Source organism: Pseudomonas sp. NFPP24 (assembly GCF_900112095.1).
Lineage (GTDB): Bacteria > Pseudomonadota > Gammaproteobacteria > Pseudomonadales > Pseudomonadaceae > Aquipseudomonas > Aquipseudomonas extremorientalis.
Window position 1 is genome coordinate 256575 of the sequence record NZ_FOKD01000003.1, and the last position, 19282, is coordinate 275856.

Sequence of the window (19282 nt, forward strand, 5' to 3'; positions counted from 1 at the left end):
TTATGACGACAAGCCCGTATCTGCTGCCTGAAATCCCCGAAGACACCGAGCTGCAAGACCTGCGCAGCAGCGGCGCCGCCAAGCGCGCATTGGACTTTTACTTGAAAGAAGATATGTCGGCACCAGCCCCTGACGATGCCCTGTTTGCCATCAAGCCAGGCATCAGCCCTGAGGAAGCCCTGGTGCACGCCTCGGACCTGTTGCGCAGTGCAGCGGCCACGGCCTATGAGTCCGCGAGCAGCCATCGCGGCACTCATCGTGACCTGGCGTTTTCGGTGGTGTATTTGATCGATATGGCGAAGGCGATGGTGGAGCGGTCGTTGCAGGCGCCGGAGGCTCAAGCGAACGGATGACAGGCGCGAAGAAAAATATTTCTATCTCACGGATAAAAACATTTGACTTGCAAATGATAATGATTATTATTGGACCCAGCTGATCGCGAGATCAGTCGATAGGCCAAGGGACCTTAGGTCGGACTCTTGGAATATCTCCTCATCAGGCTAATCACGGTTTTTGACCCGGCTCTTTGGCCGGGTCTTTTTTTTGCCAGTTTCCCTGGCATGGCTTCAGGCTAATGAAGACTGTGTGTTGCTTGATGGCGCGCATGGTAGCAAAAGACTATCGCCAAAAGAAAGCCAGTCTACCGCTCTGGCCCCCATCTTTTCGAAATAGCGCTTGAGAATCAATCTCATAGATCCTAAGCTGCTGCGGCGTCAAGGAAGACGCCCCCTCCCCCTTCGCAACAATTTTGCGTCCAGTCTTTACCAGACTCCTGTGTAAGATAGCCGCCACAACACTCATATTCAGGCAACCAGACTATGACCGTGGCCTTGACCTCCATCAGGATCAGCACCGACTTCGACAGTGGCAATATCCAGGTACTGGATGCCCACGACGCCTATCAGTTACTGCTGGCAATCAAACCCGACACGCGCAGCCAACATTACCAATGGTTCCACTTCAAGGCCGAAGGCATGCACGTGGGCCATACCCACACCTTTCGCCTGAGCAATGCGGGTAAATCGTCCTACCCACACGCGTGGAGTGGCTACAACGCCGTGGCCTCCTATGACCACGTCAATTGGTTCCGGGTGCCTTCGCGCTTCGACGGGGAAATCCTGCATATCAGTTTGGAAACCCGCGAGAAGCACGCCTGGTTCGCCTATTTCGAACCCTATAGCCGCGAGCGCCACGACTGGCTGATCGAGCAGGCCTTGAGTCGCGCCAGTACCTGCTTGCTGGCCACCGGCAAAAGTGCCGAAGGCCGTGACATCCAGCTACTGCGTCGCGGCAAGGGCGGCGAAGGTCGGCGCAAGATCTGGATCATCGCCCAACAGCATCCCGGCGAGCACATGGCCGAATGGTTCATGGAGGGCATCATCGAACGCCTGCAACAGGACGGTGACGCCGAGCTGAAAAAACTGCTGAAGGTCGCCGACCTGTACCTGGTGCCAAACATGAACCCGGACGGAGCCTTCCACGGTCACCTGCGCACCAACGCCATGGGCCAGGACCTCAATCGTGCCTGGCAGAGCGCCAGCCAGGAGAGCAGCCCGGAAGTGTTGTTCGTCCAGCAACAAATGGAAAAGTACGGCGTCGACCTGTTTCTCGATATCCATGGCGACGAGGAAATCCCCTACGTCTTCACCGCCGGCTGCGAAGGCAACCCCGGCTACACCCCACGCATCGAGGCATTGGAAAAACACTTTCGCAGCCACTTGAGCGCCCTGACCCGCGACTTCCAGACCACCCACGGCTACACCCGCGACCTGCCGGGCGAAGCCAACATGACCCTGGCGTGCAACGCGGTCGGCCAGAAATACGACTGCCTGTCGCTGACCCTGGAAATGCCCTTCAAGGACAACGACGACGCGCCCAACCCGAAGACCGGCTGGTCAGGCGAGCGCTCCAGGCAGTTGGGCAAGGACGTGCTGAGCACGGTGGCCGATATCGTCACCGTGCTGCGCTGACGCCCTCTCCCACCGGCATCACTCCTTGGTGCCGGTCATGCTCTGCAACACGCCATCGCGGCGGATCAGCCCATGGAACAACGCCGCCGCCAGGTGCAACAGCACCGTCAGGAACAGCAGGTAGGCCAGATAACCATGGGCCTTGCGCAGCACCGCGAACAATGGCGCGTTCGCGCCCACCAGCGCCGGCAACCGCACAGAACTGCTGAGCATCACCGGATCGCCTGCCGCCGAAATCATCGCCCAGCCCAGCAGTGGCAATACCAGCATCAAGGCATACAGCACCACATGGGACGCCTTGGCCGCCAACACTTGCCACAACGGCAGGTCGACGGGCAGCGGCGGTTGGCGCGTGGAGAACCGAACCGCCAGGCGCACGATCACCAGCGCCAGAATCGCGATACCCAGCGGCTTGTGCAGGTGGATCAACCACTCATGCCGTTCCGACACTGAAGCCGCCAGGCCCGCGCCGATAAACAGCATGGCGATGATCATCAGCGCCATCAGCCAGTGCAGCAGGCGCGCGAGCGGGGCAAAAAACCGTGGTTGGGCATTCATGGCTTCGACTCCTGAGGGGCGCTGTGCAACGGGCCGACTTCACCGGCGCGGCGCAGGTAGGAACTGGCATACGCCGCCGAGCGTGCCGCCAGCAACGGGTCATTGGACGCTTCGATACCACTGGGCAGAATCAGTGGGTCGAAGTTGATGTCGCGGCAATCACCGTCCGCCTGTGGCTGGCTGCTTTGCAACACCAGGGTGCCGGCATTGATGACTTTATGCTCGCCAGTCCAGGCCTTGCTCGCATCGTCCACCGGGTCACCCGGGTTGGCCAGGGTCATGTTCAACTGCCAGCGCAGCGGCCCGGCGGCCAAGCGTTGCACCAGGTCTTGTTCCAGGTAATCACTTCCGGCTGGCGCGGTATCGCCCGGCGCATCCTGACGCTGCGGCATCACGCCCCAACGTACGGCCTGGCGCTTGCCATCGGCGCCCACCAGGTAAAACGCGTTGATACCGTTGTAGGTTTCGGTCGCATAGCTCGCCGAGGGCTTGGCAGTCTTGACCCACGCCAGGAACGGCGCGGTCTCGGGGTGGGCGGCGAAAAACGCCGGCATGCTCGCCGGGTTCGGCTTGCCAGTGGTGGGCTCCGGTGCGCCGGCCTGGAGCAACTGATAGAACGCCTCGGGCGTGCCCACCGGGAACACTGGCATGCTGTTCATGCCGGTGCGCCATTGCTGGCCGTTGGCCTGGGAGAACTGCACCGCAAAACTGCGGATCGGCACACTGCTATCGGGCGCGTAAGGGTTGCCGCTGGGCAAGGCAAAGCGGCCGATCACGGGGGTCTTGGCCTCGCTGAACACTTGGGCACTGGAATAGGTGCGAGCTTCGGGCGTGCTCTCGAAATACCCGGCGACGCAGATGCCTTTGGCATGGTTACGCCGAAAGCCCGGGTGCACGCCATTGTTGGTTTCCAGCGCGTTGACCAGGGTTTTAGGACGCAGGCGCTGTGGGTCGAGGGTGCCGTTGACGTAGGCAAAGGCCCCCGCCACAACCGCAACCACGGCACCGATACCCGCCAGGCGCGCGATCAGGCTCGCGGTGCTCAACGGGGGACGAGGCGGTGATGAGTGATCTACCATGAAGGAACTCCGGGGCCAAAGGCCTTAGGGGTGAACATAAGGTCGGAGCATGAAGACGAACGCCGATCGGCTCTATTCCCTGGCCCTGGATTTATTTTCAAGCACGGGGAATAACCCTCAACGGCGCACGTCTCTCTAATCCCAGCGTAGTGGCCAGCCAGATTCCCATGCATGAACTCGACGAACAGTTACGTGAACTCATCCCCAGGCTGCGGCGCTTTGCCGTGTCCCTGACCCGTAACGCCAGCAGCGCCGACGACCTGGTGCAGTCGACCCTGGAGCGGGCGATCATCAGTTGGGCCGATAAACGTGTCGAAGGCGACTTGCGTGCCTGGTTGTTCTCGATCCTCTACCGCCAGTTCCTCGATGCCCACCGTCGCACCCGGCGGTATGCGCGCATGCTGGAATTCTTTACCGGGCGTGACGATACGCAGCCATCGGTCGAACGCACGGTGATCGCCCAGTCGACCCTGCAAGCCTTCGATCAGCTCAACACCGAGCAGCGTGCCCTGTTGCTGTGGGTGTCGGTCGAAGGCTTGAGCTACAAGGAAGTCGCCGAGATCCTCGATGTGCCCCTCGGCACGGTGATGTCACGCCTTTCCCGTGCGCGCCAGGCCCTGCGTCAACTCAGTGATGGCGAAATTGCCAGCCCTTCCCTGCGGATACTCAAATGATCAGACTGCCCCCCAGCGAACGCGATTTGCATGCCTACGTCGATCACCAACTGCTGGAGAGTGATCGCCGTGTACTTGAAACCTATCTGGCAGCCCACCCGGATGTCGCAGCCCAGGTCCATGCCTGGCAGCACGACGCGCAGTTGCTGCGTGCCGCGTTGGGCGGTGCCCTGCAGCAACCGGCCAACCCGGACCTGGACCCGACGTTGATCCGCCAGCGCATCAAGCGTCAATCACGCCGCCACTTGGCTACGGCAGCCGTGCTGCTGATCGCTGTCGGCCTCGGCGGTGTCGGTGGCTGGCACGCCCGTGAAGTCAGCCAGCCGGCCCAACTGCCCATGGCCGACGCGATGCAGGCGTTCCGCTTGTTTGCCCAGGACGGCATCATGCCGGCGGACTACAAGGGCCAGGGCGGCAGCACGATGCAGGCCTGGCTCGACCGCTACTTCAACCAGGCCCACCGCTTGCCTGACCTGAGCGCGTCGGGCTTCACGCCGGTCAGCGGGCGCCTGCTCACCACCGAGCAAGGCGCCGCCGCCATGGTGCTGTACGAAGACCCGCAAGGGCGGCGCATCAGCTTCTACATCCGCCCGCCAGGCCCGGAAAACGGCTTTCTGCCCCGTGGCAGCCGCAGCGCCGATGGCTTGCAGGCCCAGTACTGGTCCGGTGCCGGCTACAACTATGCGGTGGTCAGCCCGGCGGATCAGCCCGCCCCGGCGATGCTGAAGTTCTAGAAGCCCACGTCGAGTACCACGTTGTCGAGGTAGGTGCCGGCGGGCGGTGTGGCTTGATCGGTGTAGATCCTGGCGTTGTAGTTGAACACCTGGCTGCCGATACCCAGGCCGTTGCCGGGGTTGACCTCGGCGGTAGAACTGTCGCGCCGCGCCGCGCCCACGCTGCCCCAGCGCGTGGTGCCGGCGCTTTTGAAGATGTCGTAGGCCAGGTAGTGGGTGCCGGCGATCATGCGCCGCCGCCCACCCACACTGACGGCGTTCTGGCCGTCGCTCAGGCCTACGCTGTAGGCGCTGCCCTTGGTGCAGGAAATACTGATGGTCTGGCCGGTCACGGCAGTGAACCCGCTGATGACGGGCGCACTGCCAAAACTGATATTGGGCGCGGTGATCTGGCAGTCATTGGTGACGGTCATGCTCACGGTCAGGAGCTTGACTTGGGGAGTCAGGTTTTTGTCCCGCAATACGCACAAGTTGCCCACCCCCAGGCCAATGCAATAATCCCAGGTCCATGCAACGCTGAGGACTTCGGTATACACCCCGGCCGCCACATTGGTCCCGGTAATACTGCCCACGTAAAGCGGCAGGTTCTTGCTGCCCGGCCCCGTCAAAAGACCCGCGCTTGTCGCAATGCCATTGGGACCGAAATCGAACTGAAGCCCTCGTGTAATAGGGAACGTGGTGGTGTTGTTGCCATAAATCGTATAACCGATCACATCCCCCGTGGGGCCGACCATGCCGCTGGTGGTTGAGGTGATCGTGGCATAGAAGTGGTCACTGGTGCCGAGGGCGATCAGTGAAGCGGTGCAGCTCAAACCGCCATTGAGGGTCGAGCTGTTTTGCGTCGCGGTGCGTACGTTGATCGAACTCACCGAGCCAAAACTCACCGGAGCCGTCGCCACCGTCGAACACAGCGCCATTGCCTGCCCCGAGCCCACCATCCCGAGGAGCCACAGCCAGCCCACGCGTCTCATTGGCACACCAACGGCCCGATCAGCGGCACGCCTTGTTGCTGCTCGTTGACCTCGAATCGCGCCTGGCACGTACGCCCTTCACCCAGCGTGACCTGCAAGGTGTTATGTGCCGAGAGGTTTTCCAGGTACACCAGGCCGTCCCAGCCGACCACTGCCTGCTGGTTGCTTTGCTCGTGCACCACCAGGCTGCCCAAGGGTAATTCCTGATGCTGGGTGTCCACCAGGGTAACGCTCGCCGCGAGTACCCGGCGCAACGGAAACTCCAGCAGGTAGCCGCTGCCACGGCGCACCGATACACGCTGTTCCACATTTGGGCTTTGCACATTGAGCGGCAGGTTCAGCGGATCGATTTCGTATTTGGCGCGGTAGTACGCGCTGCTCCACGGCACCAGGAGATGCCCATTACGGTCGGTTTCGCCCACCAGCTGGTTCTCGTAGCGCACCGGGATACCGGCGAAGCCCTGGGTACTCACCACCACAAAGGCATCATTGATACGGTTGGCGGCAAAGGTGTCGCCGCCCATCCACACCAGCGAGCCACTGGCATCCGCCCAGCGCGTCTGGGCATCGCTGCTGCCGTACACGCCGGCCTGCAATTGCACCGACTGCAAGCGCCAGGTCAGGTCGGCCTGCCGGTACGCCGCACCATCGCCCTGGGCATAACCGAGGTTGTAGCCCACCCCACCCTCGCTGGGCACTGCGCTGCTGTAATTGAGGCGCTGGCGACTGGCGCCGTCCTTGCTGCGCTCGGTGCTCAAGGCCAGGCTGCCGTTGAGGTCGAACGGAATCACCCACTGCGCCTGCATCGCCCAATTGCTGTCGCCGATCTCGCGGTTGGCCGACAGGTAGAAACTGGTATTGCGCCACAGCGGCTTGCTCCAGCTCAGGTTGAGCAGCCGCGTGCGCGAATCGTCCGCCGCCTGCACGTCGAAATACCCCATGCCCAGGCTGCCAAAACGTTCAAGGTTGAGGCTCAGCGTCACCTGCTCGCTGCGCTTGCTGAGGCTGGCGTAAGCGGTGTCGACCAGGGTCAGGTCGGCGTACTCGTCGTGTCGTTCCACCCGCTGATAGGACAGGCTATAGCGCGTGCTGTTGTACTGATACCCCAGGCTCAGTTGCTGGCCGCTACGCCCTTCGAATCGACTTTGGCTGACGGCGGCATTGAGTACGCCGAGATTGCCCAGCCGCAGGTTACCGCCCAGGCCGCCGAGGGTCAGGTCAGTGGAGGCTTCGGCATGGCTCTCCAGGGTCAAATTGTCGGAATAGCCATAACGAAAGGTACCGCTCGCCACGCCGGGGCCGTAGGCGAAGTCCTTGAGGGTGTACTCCCGGCGCAAGGTGCCGGCAGCCACTGAAAAATCCGTCAGGCCTTTTTGCAACAGCGTGCTGGTCACATAGAACGGCACGGTGGTCGACACCTGGCGACCCAGGGCGTCAGTCGTCACCACCACCGCTTCGCCCGCTCCGTTGATAAACGGCACGTTGGTCAGGGTGTAGGGCCCCGGTTGCAACTGCGCGCTATCGGATTTGTAGCCATTGATAAACAGGTCCACCGACGACGGCACCGCGGCCTCACCGGCAAATTGCGGCAGGGGGTAAGTCACCAGGTCCGGACGCACCGCGAAGTCCCGCGAGAACTGCACACCGCCGAGGCGCACCGAACTGCTCCAGGGCAAGGCGCCGCTGATCACGTCACCGGCTTCGTAGGTCAGCAGCCGCTCATCATCGGAGAAGCGCCAGGTAGTGTCATAGCGCCGGTAGCCGTTGTTGAACGTACCGCTGCTGACACCATCAGCCAAGGTCTGGCGGTACTGGCCGGTATTGGACAAGGTGCCCCAGTTGTCGAACAGCCGCACTTCGTTCCAGGCGGCGAGGTAGCTGCCGCCTTCGTCAGTGTCGTTGAAATACAGGTCATAGTTGAGCAAGGCGCCAAAGCTGCTCATTGCCTGGGTGCGCGGGTAAGTGTCGCGGTTGCCGATAAATTGTTCCTTCAGCCACGACGGCGGCACATCCAGCAGCAGGCGCTGGCCGTTGCTGTCGTAATCGCTGTGCAGGCCGGGGATCCTGTCCAGCGCCACGCTGCCGCTCAATTCGCCGGGCAACTTCATGCCCACGTCCTGCAGTGCGCTGGCCGGCACATAGAGTTGCCCGGCCCGTTGATCGACCGCGATAACGCGGCCGGTGTCCATCTGATTGACCACCAGCTCCAGAAACAACTGTGCATCGGCGACAGCCTCCATACTGCTCGGGGGCGGTGGCAGGTCGCCAGCCACGCCCGGAAGCGCCACCACTGCGCCGCCCAGTCCGCCCACCACCGACAGCCATAGACTGCGAGCCAGACCACGACTCACCATGGCGTTGTGTCCTTCAATGGACATCTCCATCCGTTTAAATCCCGGGACGTTCCTGCCCCGTTACAGGCTTGTTACCGCTGCGGCGCGAGGCTCTCCAACTGGGATGCGCCGTTGACCCTGACCTGCAGCGGCTGGTCGGCCGACAGCGCTGGCGGCACCGGCCAGCGCATGCTGGCGCCCGGCAGCACGTAGCCCAACAGGCCATCCACCAAGGGCCGTGTCTGCCCGCCCTGCTTGAATGCGGCATCGGTAAGGCGCGCATGCACGGCGCCCTGGTTGCGCACTTCGATGTAGTCGCGCCCTGCTACCGTGACCTTGTGCCAGCTCAGATCCGGCTTGCCCGCGCCCTTGGGGTCACGCTGGCGCGTGCTGTCCTCCTTGTTCCACAGACCCGCGCCGTAGGCGAACAGCGGCACCGAATAACGCATCTGAAAGCGGATCGCCGCTGCGGTGTTCTTGCCTTCCGGCGGCGTGGGCACCTGCAGGGGTGAAGGGATTTCATCGATGATGATGCGGTAGGCCAACTCTTGCCCCGGTGGTACTTCACGGGTGCGGGTCAGGCGTACCAATTGTTTCTGCCCCGGCTCGATCCGCGCTACGGGCGGGCTGCCGATCACATCACGCTGGTTCTGGTATTGCTCTTCGAAACCACTCTGGCTCCAGGCAAACACACGAATCTGCAGGCTCGCGGTTTCGGTCCCACGGTTTTCCAGCCACAGCGCGCTAGCCTGTTGATCGGCCTCCAGCACCGGGTCGATGGGCCAGATCAGCACCGAGCTGGCCGCCTGCACAAGCCCCGCCGTGCACAACGCACTCAAGGCAATACCCGCGGCCCACAACCGCCGGGATGGTGAACGCATAACCCCACTCCTTATACCGATAGCCTTACCACGTCAGCTGCACCTGCAGCGTGTCGCTGTATGTCCCCCCAGGCTGATTGCCCGGCAATTGCACCCGCCCGTAGATCGGCAGGCTGATATTGTTCGCATCGCTGTAGGCCACGTTGACGCTCTGGTCGATCCCCAGGCCCTGACTGAACGCCGCATCCCGAAACAACTGGTAAGCCACCCGCGCGCTACCGCTATTGAGCTGCAGATTGCGCCCGGTGCTGCTGTGCTGCCCGCCGTCGACGCTCATGCTCAGCGTCACACCCGGTGTGCATTGCAAAGTCACGCCCCCCGTCAGCGCCGCCGTGACCGTGCTGGTGGCCAGGGCCGAATGACTGCCATAGGTCAGCGCACCATAATTGGAGCTGCCGCCCACGATCAGGCAGCCCGGGATGATGGTCGCGCTCACCTGGAAACTCTGGCTCGTCACCGCCGACAACGGCAGCGGTACCGCCAGCCCACAGGCCAGCAAGACTCTGAGCCACATTGCTAGAACGTCAGTTCCACGGCCACGGTGTCGGTATAGGTGCCCGCCGGCAGCCCCGCCTTGCCCACCGCCCGACCGTAGAGGTTGACGGTTTGCGCCACTCCGGTACTGGTGGCGAGGGTGATCACACCGTCAATCGCCAGCAGTGCGGAGTGGCCACTGTCGGTGTAGAAATCGTAGGGCACGAAGTTGCCCGCACCGTCGGCCAATGCACGGCTGCCACCGGGGGACGCACCATCATGTGCACCGGCGCGTACCTTGACCGCTGGCGTAGTGCCGCTGGAACACAGGATCGACAACGCGCCACCGGTGCCAGTACCGCCCAGCAACTGGGCATCGGCGTTGGTGAACAGGCTATTGGTGGTGCCGAAATTCAAGCTACCGAAGTTCAACCCGGTAGCCGCGCCCGAACCGTTGACCTGGCAACTGGCGATCAATATCAGGCTGGAGGTGATCTGCCCGGTCACCGTGGTCGCCGCGTTGAGGCTGGAGGCCATCGCCAGGCCCAGTGCGCAAACACCTAATCGCGAAACAAGTACATGCATGGTTTTCATCCTCTTGAGTTACCAGTCCAGTGTCACCGTCAACGTGTCGGTGTAGATCCCTGCCGGTAAGGCACTGGTATTTGCCACCACGGAGCCAAACACCGGGATCGGTATCTGGGTGCCCTTGGCCGCGACAAAATTGCGTTGTTGCCCGATGCTATAGGTGCTGTGCCCCTGCGGGTCGGCGGACAGTCGATAAGGAATCATCTGGCGCCCATTGCTCAGGCGCCGGGTGGTGCCATCGCCGTTGGTGCCGCCGTCGATGGTCACGGTGAAGCTCGAAACCGAGGGGTTGCACGACACCGCCAGGGGCGCCTTGTCGCCAGCGGTGACGCCAGCACCCAATGGGTTGTTCCAGGTCGGGCCCTGACTGCCGAAGTCGAGCATCGCCGTGCCGCCCGTGGGGTTGACCGGCGCGCTCTCCACGCCTTTGCTCACTTCGCAACTGGCGGTGATCACCAGCCGCGCCTGGATGAACCCGCTGGCGACAGCCGCCTGCACGTCGTCTGCCAGCACCAGCAGGCCGCCCATGGCCACCAGGGCCAGGCAACGGCTTACCATGTCACCGTGACCTTGAGCAGGTCGGTGTAGCGGCCGACGGCGGGGATGTCCTTGAGCGGCTCGATGCGACCATAGAGCGGCAGGTCGACGAAGCCTGTGTCCGGCACCCGGCCGCTGAGCGGCACATCCACCGGCAACGGCACGCGCCGCGCCGCGTCGGCATAGATGCGATAGGGAATGGGTTTGGTCGATGAGGTGGCGCTGAGGTAGCGCACTTCGCCGGTGCCACCATGCAGGCCGCCATCGACGCGGACCTGGTACGGCGTGTCGGGGTTGCACTCCAGGCGCGGCTGGCGCTGGCTGATCAGTGCCGCACTCAGGGGCCCGGCCGGGTCATCCAGACGCGGGCCGCTGCCGAAATCCAGTATGCCCAGTTGCTCGATGCCAGCGCTGCGGGTGGTGCCCACCAACTGGCAGCCCCGCTGCACATCGATACGCACCTCCACCTGGAGCTGTGCACCGTAAGCCGCGTTGCAGAGCATTGCGCCCATGACTGCCAATACTGCTCGTCCCTTCACTGCCCCAGATCCTTGTACAGGGGTGACTGCTGTGTAGAAGGTTAGTCACTCAGCGAGAAACTGCCAGTCTGGACAGGATTATCGGCGTGAGATGCTTTTTCGAGATAGCTGGCAGCGCCCTTCTCTATTGGTCAAAACGCAGCGAGCGCCCTAAAGTGAGCGACCATCGAAATACAGAGTGACTTGCATTGGCCGCGCTTTCCCTGATCCGTCGCCTGCTCGGCCAAAAGCCCGGGCCCCTTGACGCTTCGCCTATTCCCGCGTTTTTTCAGCAAAAGGCCGAGCAACAGGGTTACACCCTGAGCACCGGTCAAACCCGCGCAATTGCCGCCCTGGCCCGGGAAACCCAACAACTGCTCGCCGGCCAGCCCGCCCGCAGCCTGTACCTCCACGGCCCCGTGGGTCGCGGCAAAAGCTGGCTGCTGGACGGGTTCTTCCAGGCGTTGCCGATCGCCGAGAAGCAGCGCGTGCACTTCCATGATTTTTTCGCCCAACTGCATCGCGGCATGTTCACGCACCATGCGCAGGACGATGCCCTGGCCGTGACGCTCGATGAACAGTTGGCAGGCTGCCGGGTGCTGTGTTTCGACGAATTCCACGTCCATGATATCGGCGATGCCATGCTGATCACGCGGCTGTTCAAGGCTCTCTTCGAGCGCGGTGTACTGGTGCTGGTGACGTCCAACTATGCACCGCAAGGGTTGCTGCCCAACCCCCTGTACCATGAGCGCTTCAAGCCGGTGATCGACCTGATCGCCGCGCGCATGGAGGTGCTGGAAGTCAGCTCGCCCCAGGACTTTCGCAGCCTGCCCCAGGCCCAGAGCGCGCAACGGTTTACCTGCGGTCAATACGTGTGGCCGGGCACCCCGGATCAGCGCGCGGCGCTCGACCTGCCCGCTGCAGGCAGCCCACCGCGCCCACTGGACGTCGGCCATCGGACCTTGATGTGCCGCCGCCATGAAGGGCGCAGCATTGCCTTCACCTTCAACGACCTGTGCGAACAACTGACGGCGGTGATGGACTACCTGCTGCTGTGCCAGGACTACGACCACTGGATCATCGACGGCCTGCCTCAACTGGCGAACTGCCCGATTGCCGTGCAACAGCGCTTTATCAACCTGGTGGATGTGCTCTACGACCGCGACAAGCATCTGGTATTGATCGGCGAATCGCCGCTCGAGATTGCCCTGAGCGGCCAGGCCATCGACCTGGCCCGCACCGCCAGCCGTCTCGGACAATTGCAGCAGGCCGCCCCGCAATCCGCGTCCGACCCGCTATCATGAGCGCCTTCCACGCCTTTTTGCCGAGTGACCGCGCCGTTCATGAATACCCTCGCCCAACTCAAGGCCGGCCAATTGGCCGGCATCACGCGCCTTGACCTGTCCTGCGGGCTGACCGAATTCCCCCGGGAAATCTTCGAGCTGGCCGACTCCCTGGAAATCCTCAACCTCAGCGGCAATGCCCTGAGCAGCCTGCCCGACGACCTGCACCGCCTGCCGCACCTGCGCGTGCTGTTCTGCTCGGACAACCGGTTCACCGAGCTGCCGGCTTGCCTCGGTCAATGCGCCAACCTGAGCATGATCAGCTTCAAGGCCAACCAGATCAGCCTCGTGCCCGCCGTAGCGTTGCCGCCGCTGCTGCGCTGGCTGATCCTGACCGATAACCGCATCAGCGCGCTGCCCGAGGCATTGGGCGAACGGCCATTGCTGCAAAAACTGATGCTGGCCGGCAACCAGCTGGCGCACCTGCCGCAAAGCCTGGCCAACTGCCACAACCTCGAACTGCTGCGCATCGCCGCCAACCGGTTAACGCACCTGCCAGAGTGGCTGTTGACGCTGCCGAGCCTGACCTGGCTGGCCTACGCCGGTAACCCGGTGGAAATGGCGGTGACGCTGGCGGATGAAGACACCACACCGGAGGTTCCCTGGTCCGAACTGGAACTGGCCGAAGTGCTGGGCGAAGGCGCTTCCGGGGTGATCCGCAAGGCGCTCTGGGCACCGTCAGGAAAGCCCGTCGCCGTTAAGCTTTACAAGGGCAGCATCACCAGCGACGGTTCGCCGCTGCACGAAATGCAGGCCTGTATCGCCGCCGGGCTGCACCCCAACCTGATCAAGGTCGAAGGCCGCGTGGTCGGCCACCCCGATGACCAGGCCGCCCTGGTGATGGACCTGATCGACCCGAGCTACCGCAACCTCGCGGCCCTGCCGAGCCTGGCGTCGTGCACCCGGGATATCTACGCAGTGGACACCCGTTTCAGCCTTGAGGTGGCGTTGCGTATGGCCCGTGGTATCGCCTCGGTAGCGGCGCATCTGCACCGGCACGGCATCACCCATGGCGACCTGTATGGCCACAATATTCTGTGGAATGAAGCAGGTGACTGCCTGCTCGGGGACTTTGGCGCGGCGTCGTTCCATGCCACGGCGAATACCTTGGAAACCAGGGCGTTGCAGCGTATTGAAGTGCGGGCGTTCGGAATTTTGTTGGGGGAATTGTTGGAGCGGGTTGAGGAGCAGGTGAGCAGCGAGTTAGTCGAGCTGCAGAAAAACTGCTGTCAGCACGAGGTACTGGCACGGCCTGGATTCGAAGAGATCGAAGCGCTCCTGGAATCAATCCAACTCCGCTGAGCCGATGCGGGAGGGGGCAAGTCCCCTCTCGCATTGTGAGGGATCAGCCCGCCAGGCCGACGAACATATCCTGCACGTCATCGTGGTTGTCCAGGCCTTCGAGGAAGGCTTCGACTTCCGCCATCTGCTCATCGCTCAAACCGCTCACCGGGTTCTTCGAGAGGTAGCCGAGCTTGGCCGACAACACGGTAAAACCCTGCTCCGGCAAGGCTTTCTGCACGGCGTCGAGGTCGGTGGTCTCGGTGATGAACAGGGTGGTGCCCTCTTCTTCACCTGCTTCGAAATCCTGGGCGCCGGCTTCGATGGCGGCCATTTCCGGATCGGCGTCCGGGCTGTCCGGCGAGGCTTCGATCAGGCCGACGTGGTTGAAGTCCCAGGCCACGGAACCGGAAGCGCCGAGCTGGCCCTTGCGGAAGGCCACGCGGATTTCCGCCACGGTGCGGTTGATGTTATCGGTTACGCATTCGACGATCAGCGGCACCTGGTGCGGGGCGAACCCTTCGTAGGTCACGCGATGGTATTGCACGGTTTCGCCGAGCAGACCGGCGCCTTTCTTGATGGCACGGTCCAGGGTTTCCTTGGGCATCGAGGCTTTTTTCGCCTGTTCCACCACCAGACGCAGGTGCGCGTTGGTTGCGGTGTCGGCGCCATTGCGGGCGGCAATGGTGATTTCCTTCACCAGCTTGCCGAAGATCTTGCCCTTGGCATTGGCTGCCGCTTCTTTATGTTTGACTTTCCACTGTGCGCCCATGACTCACTCTCTTTATGTCCATCGCGCCCAAACGTCTACTGGCCGGCGCTTTGGGGGCAGAGTTTATAGCGCAAAAACACATCGTTCCACCAAAAAACCGTCAGGGCGCCAACTCGAAAAACGCCTGGATCAGGCGCAATGCGCGACGCCGTTCCATGCAACCGAGCAGGTGCCGGTTCACCAGGCCGTCGCCCTGGATCGGCACGGCGCGCACGCGCGGGTCGGGGCTGACTTCCATCGACGACACCACCCCAACCCCCAATTCGGCAGCCACGGCTTCGGTCACCGCCTCGCGGCTGTCCAGCTCCAGCAACACCTTGGGTTGTACACCGGCAGCCAGGCAAGCACCGTCAAACGTGCGCCGGGTGATGGAGCCGGGTTCGCGCAGCACCATGATGACCTCATGCAGTTGCTCCAGGTGAACGCCCTCGGATTGCCTCGCCCACGGATGCGCCACCGGCACCAACGCGCAGATCCGCGATTCGGCCAAAGGCTGCAGGTGCAGGCCATTGCGCGGCTCGACCTCGGTCAGCACCGCCACGTCCGCATGCTCGGACAACAGCGCCGCCAGGGTTTCCTGAGCATTGCCCAGGCGCAGGTTCACGGTGATGCCCGGGTAGCGTGCACGCAGGCTGGCGATCATCGGCATCACCAGGTGCGGACCGTCCGCCGCCACTTCCAGGCGTCCGGTGAGCAATTGGCGATTGGCCTCCAGCAGGGTCTGCGCTTCGTCCACCAGGCCGAAGATCGCCCGGGTGATGGCCGCCAGCCGCGTACCTTCCTCGGTCAGTTCCACCCGCCTGGCGGTGCGGCGCAACAACGCGATCTGGTAGTGCTCCTCCAGGGCCTTGATATGCCCGGTAACCGCTGGCTGGCTGATGAACAGCCGTGCTGCCGCACGGGTAAAACTGCCCTCGCGGGCCACGGCATCGAATGCACGCAGTTGGAACAGGTTCATGGCTATCGGCCTCACTGATAGCTCGCATAACAACAAACAATTTGATTGATGACAAGCCAAACTGCAATTTAGGCGCCGTAGATTCAACCGATGCTTCGCGAGGATTTGTAATGACGACGCCCATCCTGCTGACCCCAGGTCCCCTGACCACCTCGAACCGCACCCGCCAGGCCATGCTGGTGGATTGGGGTTCATGGGACGAGCGCTTCAACCAGCTCACCGCCAGCGTCTGCGAACAGTTGCTGGCAATCATCGACGGCGCCGCGAGCCACCATTGCGTGCCTTTGCAAGGCAGCGGCACCTTCGCCGTCGAAGCGGCCATCGGCACCCTGGTCCCGCGCAACGGAAAGGTGCTGGTGCTGATCAACGGCGCCTACGGCAAGCGCCTGGCGAAAATCTGCGAAATACTGGGCCGCGATTTCAGCACCTTCGAAACCGCCGAGGACCAACCCACCACCGCCGCCGATGTGAGCCGCCTGCTGCACGCCGACAAGGCCATTACCCATGTCGCGCTGATCCACTGCGAAACCAGCACCGGTATTCTCAACCCATTGGCCGAGATCGCCCAGGTGGTGAAACACCACGGCAAGCGCCTGATCGTCGATGCCATGAGTTCCTTCGGCGCGTTGCCCATCGATGCCCGCACGGTGCCATTCGACGCCCTGATCGCCGCCTCCGGCAAGTGCCTGGAAGGCGTGCCGGGCATGGGTTTTGCCTTCGTCGACAAACAGGCGTTGGCCGCCGCCGAAGGCAACTGCCACTCCCTGGCACTGGACCTGTTCGACCAGCACAGCTACATGGCCAGGACCGGCCAATGGCGCTTCACCCCACCGACCCACGTGGTGGCGGCCCTGCATGAAGCGCTGCTGCAATACGCCGAGGAAGGCGGCCTGCCCGCACGTCATCAACGCTACGCCCATAACTGCAAGGCACTGCTGGACGGCATGGCCGAACTGGGCCTGCGCAGTTTCCTGCCGGCCGCCATCCAGGCGCCGATCATCGTCACCTTCCACGCGCCCCAGGACCCGCGCTACCAGTTCAGGGATTTCTACGAACGGGTCAAGGCCAGGGGGTTCATCTTGTATCCGGGCAAACTGACCCAGGTGGAAACCTTCCGCGTGGGCTGCATCGGCCATGTCGATGCCAACGACATGCACGCCGCCGTCACCGCCATCGCCGACGGATTGCAGGCCATGGGTCTCACCCTCTCATCGATTGGAGCACACGCATGAACTACCAGAACCCCAACGCCCTGCAAGCCGTGATCCTCGATTGGGCCGGCACCGTGGTCGACTTCGGCTCCTTTGCCCCCACGCAGATCTTTGTCGAAGCCTTCGCCGAATTCGACGTGCAAATCTCCATCGAAGAAGCCCGTGGCCCAATGGGCATGGGCAAGTGGGATCACATCCGTGCCTTGTGCGATCAGCCGCAGGTCGCCGAGCGCTACCGCAAGGCCTTCGGTCGCACGCCCACCGACGATGACGTGACGGCCATCTACCAACGCTTCATGCCGTTGCAGATCGAGAAGATCGCCGAGCACTCGGCGCTGATTCCCGGCGCCCTCGACACCCTCGCCCGGCTGCGGGTGCAAGGCATCAAGATCGGTTCCTGCTCCGGCTACCCCAAGCAAGTGATGGACAAGGTGGTCGCCCTGGCCGCCACCAACGGCTATATCGCCGACCATGTGGTCGCCACCGACGAAGTGCCCAACGGTCGCCCATGGCCGGCCCAGGCGCTGGCCAACGTCATCGCCTTGGGCATTGACGATGTGGCGGCATGCGTGAAGGTCGACGACACCGTGCCGGGCATCCTCGAAGGGCGGCGCGCCGGCATGTGGACCGTGGCCCTGACCTGCTCCGGCAATGCACTGGGTTTGACCTACGAACAGTTCCTTGCCCTGGATGCCGCGACTCTGGCCAGCGAGCGCAAGCGCATCGAAGCGATGTTCGAAGGCTCACGTCCGCATTACTTGATCGACACCATCAACGACTTGCCTTCTGTCATCACCGCCATCAATGCGCGCCTGGCCCGTGGGGAAATGCCGCAGAGCGACTGATAGAGGTCAACATCACGGCACTTACCCCAGGCAATCCGCTCAAAACCGGCATACAGTTAAAGGACTCCATCGCCAAAGAATGGAGGTATGCCCTGATGAGTGAGGAACCCAGCGATGCCGTGGAAAAACTCCGATACACGCTACAGCACCATGTCGATTGCGTTGCACTGGTTGATGGTGGTGCTACTGGCGGTGGTCTACGCCTGCATTGAGTTACGCGGACAGTTTCCCAAAGGCAGCGGTGCACGAACGTTGATCGTCGAGATGCACTTCATGTTCGGCCTTACCGTGTTTGTGCTGGTGTGGCTGCGCCTGTTCGCGCGCAGCCTGGGGGTAGCGCCAAAGATCGTACCGGCGCCGCCGCCGTGGCAGAGCCTGCTGGCAACCCTGATGCACTTTGCCCTGTACGCATTGATGATCGGCATGCCGATCGCCGGCTGGCTGATTGTCAGTGCCGAGGGGCATTCAGTGATGTTCTATGGCATTGAATTGCCGCCGCTGATCGCGGAAAACAAGGCGCTGGCCAAGCAGATTGAAGGCTGGCATGTGCTGTTCGGCAAGATCGGTTACTGGTTGATCGGCCTGCATGCATTGGCCGGGATCGCTCACCACTACATCCTGCGGGATAACACCGCGTTGCGGATGATGCCGGGCAAGCGCGCTAACCCTTGAAGCCGCGCCGGCCCTGGAGGCCGCCGGTGTGGACGAAGACCAGACGAGTGCCGGGTGCGAAGCGTCCGGCTTCGATTTGCACCTTCAAGGCCAGTAACGCCTTGCCGGTGTAGAGCGGTTCCAGGGGCACGCCGCAGGCTTGTTGCGTGGTCTCGATGAAGTCGAGCAGCTCGGCGTCGACTTTGGCGAAGCCACCTCGGCTGGCGTCCAGCAGTTCATAGCCGCCCTGCACGATGGCCTCGACGTTCTGCGCCACACCATGATCGTCCGGCACCGCCATGGCGCCGTACACCGGGTGCGCGCCCGCCTCTGCCAGCGCCAGGCCGGCCAGGGTGGTGCCGGTGCCTGCGGCCAGCCACCAGGCGTCGTAATCCGTCCAGCCCACGCTGTGCAACTGTACACGCACCTGCTCAACCAGCACCGCGCAACCCAGGGCGCCCGCACGGCCACCGCCGCCCTCGGGCACGGGGTGCAGGTGGGGATATTGCTCACGCCACGGCAACCAGAAACCCGGTTCATGCCGCGCGCGATAACCGCCATAACCCAGCCAATGCAACTGCATGCCAAAAGCTTTCAAGTCGAGGACGGTGGCCGTGTCTTGCGGGTGCCCACGCAGCAGGCCGACGGTAGGGAAACCGAAGCGCTTGCCGGCGGCAGCCAAGGCATGCAGATGGTTGGAGTAAGCCCCGCCCAGGCTGATCAGGCCACGAGCGGCCTGCGCCTGCGCCAGATGCCCGATGAGCTTGAACCACTTGTTGCCGCTGATCAGCGGGTCGATGCGATCCAGGCGCAGCACGGCCAGCTCGACACCTCTGAGCCAATCCAGATACAGCGGTTCAAGCGGTGCGTGGGGAAGCCAATCGAAGGGACCCATCGGGCGGGA

21 protein-coding genes are annotated in these 19282 nt (G+C 62.9%); 9 read left to right on the plus strand and 12 right to left on the minus strand.

What is annotated here, in order from left to right; translation table 11 throughout:
• Positions 1 to 2: 2 nt before the first annotated feature.
• Positions 3 to 353, plus strand: a complete 351-nt coding sequence (locus BM026_RS08020) for a DUF6124 family protein (protein ID WP_093527966.1) — start codon at positions 3 to 5, stop codon at positions 351 to 353.
• A 465-nt stretch (positions 354 to 818) separates the two neighbouring features.
• The gene (locus BM026_RS08030; RefSeq protein ID WP_093512887.1) at positions 819 to 1970 is read left to right on the plus strand and encodes a M14 family metallopeptidase; all 1152 of its coding nucleotides are present in this window, start codon (positions 819 to 821) and stop codon (positions 1968 to 1970) included.
• Between the two features lie 18 nt (positions 1971 to 1988).
• Here the strand turns inward: BM026_RS08030 and BM026_RS08035 are convergent, their stop codons facing one another.
• Together BM026_RS08035 and BM026_RS08040 are read right to left on the minus strand one after the other, a co-directional pair.
• Positions 1989 to 2528, minus strand: a complete 540-nt coding sequence (locus tag BM026_RS08035) for a cytochrome b (RefSeq protein WP_092244841.1) — start codon at positions 2526 to 2528, stop codon at positions 1989 to 1991.
• Complete coding sequence (locus BM026_RS08040; RefSeq protein ID WP_093527969.1) at positions 2525 to 3607, minus strand: catalase family peroxidase; 1083 nt, start codon at positions 3605 to 3607, stop codon at positions 2525 to 2527. Before BM026_RS08040 ends, BM026_RS08035 begins: the two co-directional genes overlap by 4 nt.
• 167 nt (positions 3608 to 3774) lie before the next feature.
• On the opposite strand from BM026_RS08040, the gene BM026_RS08045 reads away from it, so the two are divergent.
• Entirely contained in the window at positions 3775 to 4281 is a 507-nt protein-coding gene (locus tag BM026_RS08045) for an RNA polymerase sigma factor (protein WP_092244834.1), read from the plus strand.
• A complete protein-coding gene (locus BM026_RS08050) occupies positions 4278 to 5015 on the plus strand; it encodes an anti-sigma factor family protein (RefSeq protein ID WP_093527972.1) in 738 nt (245 codons plus the stop codon). Before BM026_RS08045 ends, BM026_RS08050 begins: the two co-directional genes overlap by 4 nt.
• Here the strand turns inward: BM026_RS08050 and BM026_RS08055 are convergent.
• From BM026_RS08055 to BM026_RS08085, 7 genes are all read right to left on the minus strand, one after another.
• Entirely contained in the window at positions 5012 to 5986 is a 975-nt protein-coding gene (locus tag BM026_RS08055; protein WP_092244827.1) for a Csu type fimbrial protein, read from the minus strand. The two genes, BM026_RS08050 and BM026_RS08055, sit on opposite strands and share 4 nt — an antisense overlap.
• A complete protein-coding gene (locus BM026_RS08060; RefSeq protein WP_093528278.1) occupies positions 5983 to 8340 on the minus strand; it encodes a fimbria/pilus outer membrane usher protein in 2358 nt (785 codons plus the stop codon). The genes BM026_RS08055 and BM026_RS08060 overlap by 4 nt, the downstream gene beginning before the upstream one ends.
• A gap of 71 nt (positions 8341 to 8411) precedes the next feature.
• Positions 8412 to 9200 carry a fimbrial biogenesis chaperone gene (locus tag BM026_RS08065; protein ID WP_093512893.1) on the minus strand — a complete coding sequence of 263 codons (789 nt, stop codon included), beginning with the start codon at positions 9198 to 9200 and terminating at the stop codon, positions 8412 to 8414.
• 25 nt (positions 9201 to 9225) lie between these two features.
• Complete coding sequence (locus tag BM026_RS08070; RefSeq protein ID WP_092244824.1) at positions 9226 to 9714, minus strand: Csu type fimbrial protein; 489 nt, start codon at positions 9712 to 9714, stop codon at positions 9226 to 9228.
• Positions 9715 to 9716: 2 nt separating this feature from the next.
• Positions 9717 to 10259, minus strand: coding sequence for a Csu type fimbrial protein (locus tag BM026_RS08075; RefSeq protein ID WP_034107216.1), 543 nt, complete (start codon positions 10257 to 10259; stop codon positions 9717 to 9719).
• Between the two features lie 18 nt (positions 10260 to 10277).
• Positions 10278 to 10820, minus strand: coding sequence for a Csu type fimbrial protein (locus tag BM026_RS08080; protein ID WP_092244821.1), 543 nt, complete (start codon positions 10818 to 10820; stop codon positions 10278 to 10280).
• A complete protein-coding gene (locus BM026_RS08085; protein WP_170856079.1) occupies positions 10814 to 11302 on the minus strand; it encodes a Csu type fimbrial protein in 489 nt (162 codons plus the stop codon). The genes BM026_RS08080 and BM026_RS08085 overlap by 7 nt, the downstream gene beginning before the upstream one ends.
• A 224-nt stretch (positions 11303 to 11526) precedes the next feature.
• On the opposite strand from BM026_RS08085, the gene zapE reads away from it, so the two are divergent.
• Entirely contained in the window at positions 11527 to 12621 is a 1095-nt protein-coding gene (zapE, locus tag BM026_RS08090) for a cell division protein ZapE (protein ID WP_093527975.1), read from the plus strand.
• Between the two features lie 39 nt (positions 12622 to 12660).
• Entirely contained in the window at positions 12661 to 13962 is a 1302-nt protein-coding gene (locus tag BM026_RS08095) for a protein kinase (protein WP_093528281.1), read from the plus strand.
• A gap of 43 nt (positions 13963 to 14005) precedes the next feature.
• On the opposite strand, the gene BM026_RS08100 is transcribed toward BM026_RS08095, so the two are convergent.
• Complete coding sequence (locus BM026_RS08100) at positions 14006 to 14713, minus strand: YebC/PmpR family DNA-binding transcriptional regulator (protein ID WP_058423896.1); 708 nt, start codon at positions 14711 to 14713, stop codon at positions 14006 to 14008.
• Between the two features lie 100 nt (positions 14714 to 14813).
• Positions 14814 to 15671 (minus strand): LysR substrate-binding domain-containing protein, encoded by an 858-nt coding sequence (locus tag BM026_RS08105; RefSeq protein ID WP_093527978.1) that lies wholly within the window; start codon positions 15669 to 15671, stop codon positions 14814 to 14816.
• A 110-nt stretch (positions 15672 to 15781) separates the two neighbouring features.
• Between BM026_RS08105 and BM026_RS08110 the strand changes: the two genes are divergently transcribed.
• The 3 genes from BM026_RS08110 to BM026_RS08120 all read left to right on the plus strand — a co-directional run bounded on the left by BM026_RS08110 (position 15782) and on the right by BM026_RS08120 (position 18399).
• Entirely contained in the window at positions 15782 to 16903 is a 1122-nt protein-coding gene (locus BM026_RS08110) for a 2-aminoethylphosphonate--pyruvate transaminase (protein ID WP_093527981.1), read from the plus strand.
• Entirely contained in the window at positions 16900 to 17727 is an 828-nt protein-coding gene (phnX, locus tag BM026_RS08115) for a phosphonoacetaldehyde hydrolase (protein WP_093527984.1), read from the plus strand. The genes BM026_RS08110 and phnX overlap by 4 nt, the downstream gene beginning before the upstream one ends.
• 114 nt (positions 17728 to 17841) lie before the next feature.
• Entirely contained in the window at positions 17842 to 18399 is a 558-nt protein-coding gene (locus tag BM026_RS08120; RefSeq protein WP_071492016.1) for a cytochrome b, read from the plus strand.
• Here BM026_RS08120 and BM026_RS08125 read toward each other — a convergent pair.
• Positions 18389 to 19273 carry a 1-aminocyclopropane-1-carboxylate deaminase/D-cysteine desulfhydrase gene (locus BM026_RS08125; protein ID WP_093527987.1) on the minus strand — a complete coding sequence of 295 codons (885 nt, stop codon included), beginning with the start codon at positions 19271 to 19273 and terminating at the stop codon, positions 18389 to 18391. The two genes, BM026_RS08120 and BM026_RS08125, sit on opposite strands and share 11 nt — an antisense overlap.
• Positions 19274 to 19282: the final 9 nt, after the last annotated feature.